The following is a 13010-nucleotide window of genomic DNA, read 5'->3' as shown; positions in this document are numbered from 1 at the left end:
TGTGTATAGGAGATAGGAAAGTATGTTTACGATCAAGACCCTGAACGCCATCAGCCCGGTGGGCCTGGCAAAGCTGAACAAAAACCTGTTTGATGTTTCGGTGGGCACCGATGCCCCCGATGGCATTCTGGTGCGCAGCGCCGACCTGCTGAACACCACCTTCAACGACAACCTGCTGGCCATCGCCCGTGCCGGTGCCGGCGTGAATAACATCCCGCTGGATCGCTGCTCGGAGCAGGGCATCGTGGTGTTCAATACCCCCGGTGCCAACGCCAACGCCGTGGCTGAGCTGGTCATTGGGATGCTGATCGCAGGCAGCCGCAATGTGGCCGCCGCCGCCCAGTGGTGCCAGGGCCTGACCGGCGACCCCGCCATGGCCAAGACCGTGGAAAAGGGCAAGAAAAAGTTTGTGGGCAACGAGATCAAGGGCAAGACGCTGGGTGTCATCGGTCTGGGGGCCATCGGCTCCCGGGTGGCCAACTGCGCCATTGAGCTGGGCATGGAGGTCTACGGCTACGATCCCTACATCTCCATTGATGCCGCCTGGAACCTTTCCAGCCAGGTACACCACTGCGTGAACCTGAACGACATGCTCCCTCTGTGCGACTACATCACCATCCATGTTCCCTACCTGCCCACCACCAAGGATACCATCAACGCCCAGACCCTGGCCCTGTGCAAGGACGGCGTGAAGATCCTGAACTACGCCCGCGGTGAGCTGGTGAACACCGCAGCCCTGCTGGAGGCCATGGAGACGGGCAAGGTCTCCGGCTATATGACCGATTTCCCCACTGAGGCCATTCTGGGCAAGCCCGGCATCGTCTGCACCCCGCATCTGGGTGCTTCCACGCCGGAGGCCGAGGACAACTGTGCCGCAATGGCCGTGCAGGAGATCAGCGATTACCTCAAGAACGGCAACATCACCCACTCGGTGAACATGCCCGAGGTGCATCAGCCCCGTGCAGGCGGCAAGCGCATCTGCATCATCCACAAGAACGAGCCCGGCATGATCAGCCAGATCACCGCCCTGACCACCGAAGCGGGCCTGAACATTGAAAACATGGTGAACAAGAGCAAAAAGAACATGGCTTACACCATGCTGGACGCAACCGGTGCCGTGGACGGCAGGCTGGCTGAGAAGCTGGCCGCCATCCCTGCCGTTATCCGGGTGCGCATCCTGTAACACTGCCAACCCTTAGCTTTCCCCTCGCCCCATCTGTTCATGGGCGGGGGGATTTTTTATGTGGAACGCCCCGCCGTCCCTCCGGGGGAAGCCGTTGACACAAAAAATCCCCCCTGCCGTTATACAGCAGAGGGGAGAAAGAAGATCAGAGTGTTTACAGCTTCTTGCCAGTCAGGAGCTCATAAGCCTCCTCGTACTTGGCAATGGTCTTGTCGATGACATCCTGAGGCAGATCGTAGTTGCTGTCGGGATTGGCCTTGAGCCAGTTGCGGACGAACTGCTTATCGAAAGAGGGCTGACCGTGGCCGGCCTCATAGCCCTCCAGCGGCCAGAAGCGGCTGGAATCGGGGGTGAGCATCTCATCGCCCAGCACCACGTTGCCGTTCTCATCCAGACCAAACTCGAACTTGGTGTCGGCAATGATGATGCCGCGGCTCAGGGCATACGCGGCGCACTTCTTGTACAGGGCAATGGTGTAATCCCGCAGCTTGGTGGCGTAGTCCTCGCCATGGCCGGGGAACTGCTTTTCCAGCACCTCAATGCTCTTTTCGTAGCTGATGTTCTCATCGTGATCGCCGATCTCAGCCTTGGTGGAAGGAGTGTAGATGGGCTCGGGCAGCTGCTGGGATTCCTGCAGGCCCTCGGGCAGGTGGATGCCGCAGACGGTGCCGTTCTGCTGGTAGCTGGCCCAGCCGCTGCCGGTGATGTAGCCGCGCACGATGCACTCGATGGGCAGCATGGTCAGCTTGCGGCACTTCATGCTCCGGCCCTCAAAGGCAGGCGTGCGGAAGAACTCGGGCATATCGGCGGTATCCACGCTCAGCATGTGGTTGGGCAGAACATCCTTGGTGTAGTCGAACCAGAATCTGCTCATCTGGGTCAGCACCTTGCCCTTGTTGGTCACTTTATTTTTCAGGATCACATCAAATGCAGAGATACGATCGGTGGCAACCATAATGAGGCTGTCGCCATTGTCATAGATCTCGCGGACTTTGCCTTCCTTGATGGGCTTGAATTCAGTCATAGCAAACACTCCATTTTTCCTGATAGCTCTTTCATCAACGTCCTCGCCCGCTCCGGCATTGCAGAGCAATGAAGGGCAGGGTGAGCCGTTTTCCGTTTACCTATTCAGTCTATCACACTTACTGTCCGTTTGGAAGAAACAGATTCCAAGGAAAATCGCTCGCAATTTTCGATTTCTTCGTGAAAAGTGTCAAAAATCAGCAACATTTTTCGTCGAATTGACGGCTAAAGTCGTACTTTCCCGGTTGACAGCGGCTCAGAACATGGTATCATTGAAGTATCAGAATTCAACTGCATCAGGAGGTAAGACCTATGGGCAAATTCCCGAAAGACTTTTTGTGGGGCGGTGCCACTGCCGCCAACCAGTGCGAGGGCGCTTACAACGAGGGCGGGCGCGGCCTGTCCAGTGTGGACGTGGTACCCTTTGGCCCCGACCGCTTCCCCGTGGCGCTGGGCCAGCTGAAGATGCTGGACTGCGATGCCGACCACTTCTACCCCTCCCACGAAGCCATTGACATGTACCACCACTTCAAGGAGGACATCAAGCTCTTTGCCGAGATGGGCTTCCGCTGCTACCGCCTGTCCATTGCCTGGACCCGCATCCTGCCCAACGGCGATGACGCGCAGCCCAACGAAGAGGGCCTGCGCTTCTATGAGGAGCTCTTTGATGAGTGCCACAAGTACGGCATTGAGCCGCTGGTGACCCTGTGCCACTTTGATACCCCCATTGCCCTGATCAAAAAATATGGCGGCTGGAAAGACCGCCGGATGGTGGATGCCTACGCCCACTATTGTGAGGTGCTGTTCCAGCGCTTCCGGGGCAAGGTCAAGTACTGGCTGACCTTCAACGAGATCAACATGTTGCTCCACATGCCCTTTATGGGAGCCGGTCTGCTCTTTGCGCCCGGCGAGAATGTACAGCAGGTCAAGTATCAGGCCGCTCACCACGAGCTGGTGGCCAGCGCAAAGGCCGTCAAGCTGGCCCATGCCATCATGCCCGATGCCATGGTGGGCTGTATGCTGGCCGCCGGTCAGTTCTACCCCCGCACCTGCGCCCCTGCCGATGTGCAGGCCGCTGCCGAGGCCGACCGCGACAACTACTTCTTCATTGATGTCCAGTCCCGCGGCGAATACCCTGTCTGGGCCAAAAAGCGGATGGAGCGTGCAGGCATCGCCCTGCAGACGGAGCCGGGCGACGAGCAGCTGCTGAAAGAGGGCACTGTGGACTTCATCTCCTTCAGCTACTATTCCAGCCGCTGCACCACTGTGGACCCCGAACTGATGAACAAGGCCAGCGGCAATGCCATCATGGATGCCGTCAAGAACCCCTACCTCAAGGCCAGCGATTGGGGCTGGGCCATCGACCCGGTGGGCCTGCGCATCACCATGAACAGCCTGTATGACTGCTACCAGAAACCGCTCTTCATCGTGGAGAACGGTCTGGGTGCGGTGGACAAGGTGGAAGCAGACGGTTCCATCCACGACACCTACCGCATCGACTACCTGCGGGCCCACATCGAGCAGATGGAAAAGGCCATCAACGAGGATGGCCTGCCCCTGCTGGGCTACACCACCTGGGGCCCCATCGACCTGGTCAGTGCTTCCACCGGCGAGATGAAGAAGCGGTACGGTTTCATCTATGTGGACAAGGACAACGAGGGCAAGGGCACGCTGGCCCGCAGCCGGAAGGACAGCTTCTACTGGTATAAAAAGGTCATCGCCTCCGACGGCGAAGATCTGGCCTGAGCCAACTGTGAGGAAAGGAATCATAGCACAAGATGACGACACCCCAAATCATTGCGCACCGCGGTGCATCCTATCTGGCCCCTGAGAACACGCTGGTCGCCTTCCGCAAGGCGATGGAGATTGGCGCGGACGGCGTGGAAATGGATGTACAGAAGACCTACGACAACGAGCTGGTCATCCACCACGACTACATGGTGGACATGCACACCGACATCTCCGGCCAGATCTACGACCTGACCATGGGCGAGCTGAAGGCTCTGGATTTCGGCAGCTGGAAAGATGCCATCTACGCCAACGAGAGGATCGCCACGCTGCAGGAAGCGCTGGAGCTCTGCGCCGGCATGGAGGGCACGCAGGTACAGCTGGAACTGAAAAGCCCACTGGAGGACGACCCCGACTTTGTGCCCCGGGTGCTGGATGCAGTCCGCGCCGCCGGGCTCACCGATCGGCTCACCCTCATCTCCTTCCACCACTCCCAGCTGCGGCAGGCAAAGCAGCTGATGCCTGAGCTGAAGGTAGGTGCGCTGACCTACGGCGCTTTTCTCAGCATGGTGCTGCCTCCGCCGGTGGTGTGGAAGGATCTGGGCCTTGTGAACAGCATGGATGAGCCCTTCAGCGAGGAAAACTGCATCGACCTGCGGAATAATCTCATCTACCGCACTGTGGCCGATAAGGTCGATATGCTCCGCGCCAACTTCCCCGGCGAGACCGTGGAGCAGGTCATCGGCCATCTGGAGGAGCAGGCGGATGTGGCTGCCTACATCAAAACGCTGGATTTCCCCGTGGACATCGTCAGCTGCGAGTACCACACCGCCTACTCCAACCCCGATCTTGTGAACCAGCTCCACGCCATGGGCATCCAGGCCGCGTTCTGGACCGTGGACACCCAGGACGCTGTCCGTTCCCTGCTGCCCCTTGGCCCTGACTGCATCGTCACGAACCGGCCTGACCGCGTGCGGGAATGGGTGAATGCGGAAATGAGAAAATAAAAAGATCACAAAACGTCCCCGTGCAGGATATCAAAACTGCACGGGGACGTTTTCTATGTCAGCACTGCATTATCTGATGTCTGGCATCGGTATGACGGCGCTCTCCTTGCGAGCACGCTCTGCGCAGAAAACCCCCAGATGCCCATTGATCGAATCTTTGATCGTTGTGCAGGAGATGGAAGGCTCCTCACCCTGAAGCACATGAACAAAGTCCTCCACCAGCCGCAGGTCGCCGCCGCCATGAGAGCCTGTCATGCCGCTCTTATCTCCACCGATCTTCAGGTCTACCACTTCCTCGTTCCAGCCCTTCTCGCTGGCGGTATCTATGGTGCGCACAGTGAAAACAGAATCGTCAAACACACCCTTGATCTCACCCTTCGTACCAATGATGTGGATATTGCGCTCCGGCTTCGCTGCGCCGCCGATCATGTTCAGGGTCGCAGTTGCACCATCCGCAAAATTCATCAGCACCGATTGATGATCCACCACCGTATGTTCACAATCCCACACACAGCGTCCATGGATATTGTCTGTCATCAGCGACTTACGCTTGTCCTCCAGCGTCGGATTCTCAATATTCTCCAGGCAGTCCCATACATAAAACGCCCACCGATCCGGGTGATCCAGATAATGCTTTTTAGCAGAGTACAGACAAGTCTCCTCGCACTGGCAATCCACCAGGCAGCGCTTGCCTGCCCCTGCGGGCTTTTTGGCAGGATCAAACTGGAAGTCACTTCCAAAGCTTGCGATCTGTTTGGGCGAAACGCCGCTCTTCAGCCACATAATGAGATCCATGTCATGGCAGCACTTTGCCAGCAGCATCGGAGCCCCGCATTTTTCCTCGTTGCCCCATTTGCCGCGCACAAAGGAGACAGCCAGGTGATGGTAGCTGACATGTTCTGTGGCCTGAATATTGATAATGTCACCGATCTCCCCGCTCAGCAGTCTCTGCTTGATTGCGACATAGAAGGGCGCATACCGCAGAACGTGGCAGATCATCACCTTCCGCCCGGTCTCTTTTACAACCTTATATAAATAGTTTACTTCCTCCTCACTGATCGCGAAGGGCTTTTCCAGCAGCATATCATATCCTGCGCGCAGGAGCGGAACCGCAGTGGGCACATGCTGGCGGTCCATGGTTCCATTGATCACCGCGTCTGCCAGCTTGGGCCTTTCTGCCAGCTCCTCAGCGTTCTTGAAGCACATCTCCTCCCCGAAGCCATGCATCTCCGCAACCTTTTTCCGCCGGATCGGATCCGGATCTGCTACGCCCACGATCTTCAGCTCGTCCGGGTGTTCCAGCGCATACAGGCTGTACAGGATCGCCCGATGGCCCGCGCCCACGATGATGGCTGTGATTTGCTTACTCATAGTTTCTCTCTTCCTTTCTTTTGAATGGATCTCCGATTCCAATTTTGTTTTCAGCATATCTTTTTGTGCCAGAATCGTCAAGGTGAAGGAGCATGACATTTCATCCCGCACCATGACGAAAGGAAGAATAATCGCATCTTTGTGGATATTGTGCAACAATCACGCTCAAAAATGAGAAAATCTTTTGTGCGTTTTGTATCAAAAAATGTTGCAATTTCAAAAAGAACATGCTATGCTTCTGAGTAAGGAAAAACCACTGGTCGGCAGCGTACGAGCTGAACGGAGGTTATGGAAGCACGGGGATCTTCCCCGTCCCATTCCATAAATCAAGGAGGAAAAGATTTTATGAAAGAAAGAAAAATCAGCAGACGCGCCGTATGCAGCGCTATGGTTGCTTCTCTGGCATTGGGTGTTCTGGAGGGCTGTGGCAGCTCTTCCTCTACGACTGCTTCTTCTGCTGCCGGTTCCGGAGCAGCTGCTTCCAACGAGCGCATCACCGTGCGCATCCTGAAATCCAAGGCCGCAAACGAGGTTGCTGCCGAGCAGATGGATGTCTGGAAGGTCCTGGGCGAAAAATTCAATATGGATTTTGAATTTGATAACCCCCCGCAGGACAATTACAACGAGCGCCTGAATCTCGTGATGATGGATGCACAGCTGCCGGATATCATTATGGATATGCCCACCACCGAGGTGCTGAAATACGGCGAGTCCGGCGTGATCCTGTCCCTGAACGATTACATCGAGAACAACATGCCCAACCTGAAGAAGGAGATCGACAAGCGGGACGGTGTCGAAAAAGCACTGACTTACAGCGACGGCAATATTTATTATATGCCCATGCTGGATGAGAAGGTCTCCGGCAATATGCCCTACATCGTCCGCACCGACTGGCTGGAAAAGCTGGGCATCGAAAGCCCCGTGACCCTGGAGGACTGGGAGAACTACTGGCATCTGGTCAAGACCACCGACCTGAACGGCAACGGCACCAACGATGAGATCCCCTTCAGCTCCTACAACATGGATGGCCTGCGGAATTTCTGCACCGCATTCGGCTGCCTGGATGATTTTTATACCGATCCGGACGATGGCGGCAAGGTCCACTACGGCCCCATTGACCCCAAGTATAAAAAGGCTGTGACCTGGATGCACGATATGTATGAGAAGGGCTATATTGATCCCGAGATCATCACCATGGACTACGCTTCCTTCGTGCCGAAGCTGGCCCAGAACGCGGTGGCTTCCTTCTACGGCCCGCTGGGCGGTATGCTGGCTGCACAGAACGCCACCATGCCTGCTTCCTTCCCCGGCTTCCATGTGGAAGCAACCGTGCCCCCCAAGGGCGATGCACAGATCCACTCCTATATCGATCAGGAGCCCCGTGCAGTCGCAGCGGCTACCATCACCGCAAGCTGCAAGAACGTTGACCGCGTGGTCGCTCTGCTGGATTACATGTACAGCGAAGAGGGCACCCTGCTGATCAACATGGGTATTGAGGGCACTCACTACACCATGGAGAACGGCAAGCCGATCTTCACCGATTATGTAATGAAGAACCCTGACGGCCTGTCTCCCAAGAATGCGATCGGCACCTTCACCTTTGCACAGAGCTCCGGCCCGTTCATTCTGAGCCAGGACGAGGTCACGCAGCTGGATGATGATTCTGTCAACCGCGCAAAGCAGGACTGCATCATTCCCTTCCTGGAAGAATCCAAGAAGTACGTCATTCCCGGCTCCACCTCCTTCTCCTCTGAGGATGATGCCGTCCGTCGTGCAGTGATGGCAGACGTGGATACTTACGTTGACGAGATGATCATCAAGTTTGTTTCCGGCCGTGAGCCGCTGTCCAACTGGGACACCTACGTTGAAAAGGTCAATGGCATGGGCATTGCAGAGGTCATCGATATCTACCAGAAAACTCTGAATGGCTGATGCCTCAGCAGGCAACTATTTTTTGATCCAGTAAAATAACGGCCGGGGCAGGAACACCCTGTTCCCGGCCTATTTTTTCCTGGGTTCTTCAGAACGAAAACAGGAGAATACCACCATGAAAACTGCCACCGCAGCAAAACCGATCACACTGCCAACAGCGAATCGCCTTGATCATGCCTGCAAAAAGTTCTGGCGCAGCCGCTATCTGCTTTTGATGCTGCTGCCCGCCCTGATCTGGTATATCGTGTTCATGTACGCGCCCATGTACGGCGCGCAGATCGCTTTCCGTGATTTCTCTCCCGTACTGGGCATCACGGGCAGCAAGTGGGTCGGCTTCAAATATTTCACCCAGTTCTTTAAATCCGAGTATTTTGGCCGTCTGATCAAAAACACACTTGGCATCAGCCTGTATTCAATTATTGTGGGCTTTCCCATTCCCATCATTCTGGCTCTGCTGATCAACGAAGTCCGCGGTAAATTCTTCAAACGCAGCGTACAGACCGTGGTGTATCTGCCCCACTTCATCTCCGCTGTGGTCGTTGTCAGTATTCTGAGTGCCCTGCTTTCTCCTTCCAGCGGCCTGATCAACCAGCTGATCACCGCCTTTGGCGGTACGCCAATCCACTTTATGGCCGAGCCCAAGTACTTCAAGACGATCTATGTTCTTTCTGACATCTGGCAAAGCGCCGGCTACGGTTCCATTGTGTACATGGCGGCACTGACCGGCATCGACCCCTCTCTCTACGAGGCCGCCACCGTTGACGGTGCTTCCAAATGGGACAAGCTGATCCACATCACGCTGCCCGGCCTGCTGCCCACGATCATCATCATGCTGATCCTCCGCATGGGCTCTATTTTCTCGGTCGGCTATGAAAAGATCATGCTGATGTACAACCCTGCAACCTATGAGACTGCCGATGTGATCTCCACTTACGTTTACCGCCGTGCCTTTGAGAGCGGCGATTACAGCTTCTCCGCGGCTGTGGGCCTGTTCAATTCTGTGATCAATTTTACCATTATCATGCTGTTCAACAAGTTCAGCAAAAAGATCAGTGAGGTGAGCCTGTGGTGATGAAAAAGAATATTGATGCGATGAATCACCCCACGAAAGTGAAGGAAAGCATCGGGGAACGAATCTATACCATTGTTGTGTATCTGCTGCTGATTCTGATCAGCGCAACCATCATTCTGCCGCTTCTGCACATCATCAGCGGCTCGTTCAGTGATCCCATGCAGCTGCTGACAGGCAATGTTTCCTTCTGGCCCAAAGGCTTTACGACCTCCATGTATGAGAAGGTTCTGAAGGATGCCAGCATCTGGAAGGGTTATCTGAACACGATCCTGTATACCGTGCTGGGCACCCTGATCAGCGTGACCCTTACCGCCTGCGCCGCCTACCCCCTGTCTCGCAAGGATCTGTTCGGTCGCAATATCTTTATCAGCCTTTTCATCTTTACCATGTTTTTCAACGGCGGCATGATCCCCACTTACCTGATCATTCAGAAGCTGGGCATGCTGAATAAGATCTGGGCGCTGGTGCTGCCTTCCGCCATCAGTACCTATAACATGATCATCATGCGCACCTTCTTTGAAAACACCATCCCGAATGAGCTGATCGAGGCCGCAGCCTTAGACGGCTGTAACGATATCACGACCTTCTTCCGCATTGTTCTTCCGCTTTCCGGTGCAGTGTTCGCCGTTATGGCGCTGTTCTACGGCGTTGCGCAGTGGAACAGCTGGTTCCCGGCATTGCTGTACATTCGGGATCGTTCTCTGTACCCTTTGCAGATGATCCTGCGCGAGGTCCTGATCCAAAGCGACATCGGCAACATGGCCGGTTCCACCGGTGATGTCGAGGTCATCGGCGATGGTCTGAAATATGCCACCATGGTGGTTTCCACCCTGCCGATCATGTGCCTGTATCCGTTCCTGCAGAAGTACTTTGTTGCCGGTGTTACCATTGGCGCGGTCAAGGGCTGATGGGAGGATACCACACCATGCAATCACATGATCTTTCCTTGCCTGCGTGGGGCCCCTACACCAAACGATACAGCGGCATTTCCCATGTTCCTGCGGCCAACGATGGCGTTCGATTTGACCTGTCCGTTTTTCCGGGAATGTATCGCCGCCGGGTCGATGTGCCCAATGTACGGTTTGAGAGCGGCTTTCACCCCTGGGCTGCGGCTCCGGATCTGAGCTGCTACACGTTCCGCCACGAGCTCCTGTGGAAGGATCAGCTGTATGCAGACATCTCTTTTGCTCCCTTGGGGGAGGATGCCCGGTTGATCCGTGCCGAGCTCCACAACAATACAGATGCTCCGCAGAATCTGGTGCTTCATTATATGGCATCCGCCTGGGATCCCGTTCCTTCCTACCGCGGCTTCTCCCTGCCGGGCTGTGAGGTATCCCTGCCGGAAAACGCGGCCTTTGTCTGGGCAAAGGATTATGACACCCTGGATTTTTCCATCCACCGTCCCAATGAATGCCTGACCTGGGATGGTCTGCGCCGGGGCGAAGAAGCCGTTCCCGGCTTCGGTCAGGGATACGGCATTGGCACGGGGTTCGGCTGTTCCGAAGGCAAAGGACCTTTTGGGCAGGTCATGCCCAGCGGAAAAGGGGACACCGTTACCTTTACGCTTTCCCTTACCGCGCCCCTGCATACCCCCTGTCTCTGTGTACGGTATTGGAATCCGGCAGATGAGAGTTCCGAGTACGATGTCAATGGTCAGGACACGCTGCGGCTGCCGCCCTGTCAGAAGCCTTCTATTGCCATCCTGCCGCTGAATGCTTCCACCATTCCCGCCGGGGAATTCACTCTGACCCTGACTGCTGCCGGTGTTGGAGGGGCGAAGCTGGATTGTCTCGCTCTGTGCGAGCAAGCGGACGCTGGTAACTTTACCGTTACCCTGCGTGGAGATGGCTCCCGGCCTCAGGCCGAGCCCGCCGCAGATGAGAACTATCTGACCCTGCAGTATCCCCACATTCAGGAGTGCTACGGGATCCTGTGGGATGATATCACCACTCATATTCGCACGATCGAAAACGATGAGCTGGATATCTTTCTGCGTGACACCGTACACGACCATGTAAATGCCACGCTGTGCGGCAACGGAAAAGGGCATTACGTCAATCTCTTTATGGGGCCGATCCCCTTGGAGGCAGGACAGACAAAAGTGATCTATGGAGCGGTCTGTGCTGCTCCGGATGCTTCTGCCGCCACGCTGCGCTGCCATGAGCTGCTGGCTCAACGCAGCGATTGGGAGCATGTATGGCAGCAGGCTTCTGCCTCCCTTGCAGCACCATCCGCTCTACCGGCTGCCGAATCGCTTGCCTTGGGCCAACAGTTGATGAATGCTGTTCTCTGCACCAACGTTGTGTATCCGGTGTACACGCGGGGACAGTATATCCGCCACTACACTCCTGGACGCTGGTGGGACTGTGTCTACACATGGGATTCCGGATTCATTGGAATGGGCCTGGCTCAGACCAGCCTGCGCAATGCCTTTGACTGCCTGAACACCTACCTGATGCCCCCGGATTCTGTGGATGCTGCTTTTTTGCACCATGGCTCCATGGTGCCAACGCAGTTTTATCTGTATGCCGAGCTGTTGAATCGCACCAGCAGCAGAGAACTTGCCGCCTACTGCTATCCACGCCTAAAGCTGTACTACCGCTTCTTCACCGGGCAGGAAGGCGGCTCCACTACCGCCAACCTGCACAGCGGCCTGCTGCGTCCCTGGGATTATTTCTATAATTCTGGTGGATGGGACGATTATCCCCCACAGCAGGAGGTCCGTCGCCGCCGTTTGCAGGCCAGCTGCGCGCCCGTGGTCACAACTGCCCATGCGATACGCTGTGCCAAGATCCTGGCGTACACCGCCCGCCTGCTGGGCGAGACAGCCGACGCAGATGCTTTTGATGCCGATGCGCTTCGCTTGGGGCGTTCCCTGCAGACTGCATGGGACGATGAAAGCGGTTACTTCGGGTACCTCCTGCACGATCCTTCTGGTGATGCTGCAGATATTCTGCGCACCGAGCAGGGTTTGAACTACGATATGGGCATGGATGGCGCTTCGCCGTTGTTTGCAGGTGCCTGTACAGAACCGCAGAAGGAACTTCTGTGGCAGAAGCTGCAGAGCCCGGAACACCTGTGGTGTGCCTGCGGCCTTTCTACCGTGGATCAGAGTGCGCCGTACTATCGGCGTGACGGCTACTGGAACGGCGCTGTATGGATGCCTTATCAGTGGATGTTCTTCAAATCTGCACTGGATGCGGGCCTTGCCGATTTTGCTTACCGCATTGCCGACACCGCTCTTACCCTGTGGCAGAACGAGTGTGCCGAAAGCTACTGTTGTTTTGAACACTTTATGATCGAAAGCCGCCGTGGTGCCGGCTGGCATCAGTTCAGCGGGCTTTCTTCTCCCATTGTACAGTGGTTTTCCGCTTACTACCGCCCCGGCACCCTCACGACCGGTTTTGATACCTTTGTCCGGCATACGGATTGGGCACCGGACAACAGCACCTTAAATGCCACGCTGGATTTTACTGCAACGGGCCGCAGCACGGTTCTGGTTGTTCTGCAGCCGGGCTCCAAGGCTGTTACAGCCTCTGTTCCCTGCACCGTGACCACACGCCATGATGGGCTGCTTGAGCTGACCTTTGCATTGGATGCTCCCTGCACTGTTACCATAAGCATCCATCCCTGAATCCACCTGTAAAAAGAAACGAACGATGTCTGTCCGAATCGGATGACATCGTTCGTTTTT

9 protein-coding genes are annotated in these 13010 nt (G+C 56.0%); 7 read left to right on the top strand and 2 right to left on the bottom strand.

What is annotated here, in order from left to right:
- Positions 1 to 22: 22 nt before the first annotated feature.
- A complete protein-coding gene (locus tag MTP40_RS02200) occupies positions 23 to 1183 on the top strand; it encodes a phosphoglycerate dehydrogenase (protein ID WP_156062113.1) in 1161 nt (386 codons plus the stop codon).
- Positions 1184 to 1337: 154 nt separating this feature from the next.
- Here the strand turns inward: MTP40_RS02200 and MTP40_RS02195 are convergent, their stop codons facing one another.
- Positions 1338 to 2207: a phosphoribosylaminoimidazolesuccinocarboxamide synthase gene (locus MTP40_RS02195; protein WP_249259743.1), complete on the bottom strand. Its 870-nt coding sequence runs from the start codon at positions 2205 to 2207 to the stop codon at positions 1338 to 1340.
- A gap of 311 nt (positions 2208 to 2518) precedes the next feature.
- Here MTP40_RS02195 and MTP40_RS02190 point away from each other — a divergent pair, with 311 nt between their 5' ends.
- Both MTP40_RS02190 and MTP40_RS02185 read left to right on the top strand, forming a co-directional pair.
- A complete protein-coding gene (locus MTP40_RS02190; RefSeq protein WP_249259742.1) occupies positions 2519 to 3952 on the top strand; it encodes a 6-phospho-beta-glucosidase in 1434 nt (477 codons plus the stop codon).
- A gap of 32 nt (positions 3953 to 3984) precedes the next feature.
- On the top strand, positions 3985 to 4941 hold the full coding sequence (locus tag MTP40_RS02185) for a glycerophosphodiester phosphodiesterase (protein ID WP_249259741.1): 957 nt from the start codon (positions 3985 to 3987) through the stop codon (positions 4939 to 4941).
- 69 nt (positions 4942 to 5010) lie between these two features.
- On the opposite strand, the gene MTP40_RS02180 is transcribed toward MTP40_RS02185, so the two are convergent.
- Positions 5011 to 6312 carry a Gfo/Idh/MocA family protein gene (locus MTP40_RS02180; protein WP_249259740.1) on the bottom strand — a complete coding sequence of 434 codons (1302 nt, stop codon included), beginning with the start codon at positions 6310 to 6312 and terminating at the stop codon, positions 5011 to 5013.
- 345 nt (positions 6313 to 6657) lie between these two features.
- Here MTP40_RS02180 and MTP40_RS02175 point away from each other — a divergent pair, with 345 nt between their 5' ends.
- The 4 genes from MTP40_RS02175 (at position 6658) to MTP40_RS02160 (ending at position 12950) form a co-directional block, all read left to right on the top strand.
- Positions 6658 to 8244, top strand: a complete 1587-nt coding sequence (locus MTP40_RS02175; protein WP_249259739.1) for an extracellular solute-binding protein — start codon at positions 6658 to 6660, stop codon at positions 8242 to 8244.
- Positions 8245 to 8359: 115 nt separating this feature from the next.
- On the top strand, positions 8360 to 9316 hold the full coding sequence (locus tag MTP40_RS02170) for an ABC transporter permease (RefSeq protein ID WP_098923384.1): 957 nt from the start codon (positions 8360 to 8362) through the stop codon (positions 9314 to 9316).
- A complete protein-coding gene (locus tag MTP40_RS02165; protein ID WP_242700934.1) occupies positions 9316 to 10224 on the top strand; it encodes a carbohydrate ABC transporter permease in 909 nt (302 codons plus the stop codon). The genes MTP40_RS02170 and MTP40_RS02165 overlap by 1 nt, the downstream gene beginning before the upstream one ends.
- 17 nt (positions 10225 to 10241) lie before the next feature.
- A complete protein-coding gene (locus MTP40_RS02160) occupies positions 10242 to 12950 on the top strand; it encodes an MGH1-like glycoside hydrolase domain-containing protein (protein WP_249259738.1) in 2709 nt (902 codons plus the stop codon).
- Positions 12951 to 13010 lie beyond the last annotated feature (60 nt).

The sequence above is a fragment of the Faecalibacterium sp. IP-3-29 genome (assembly GCF_023347335.1).
GTDB lineage: Bacteria > Bacillota > Clostridia > Oscillospirales > Ruminococcaceae > Faecalibacterium > Faecalibacterium duncaniae.
This window is presented reverse-complemented; position numbering and strand designations above follow the sequence as displayed.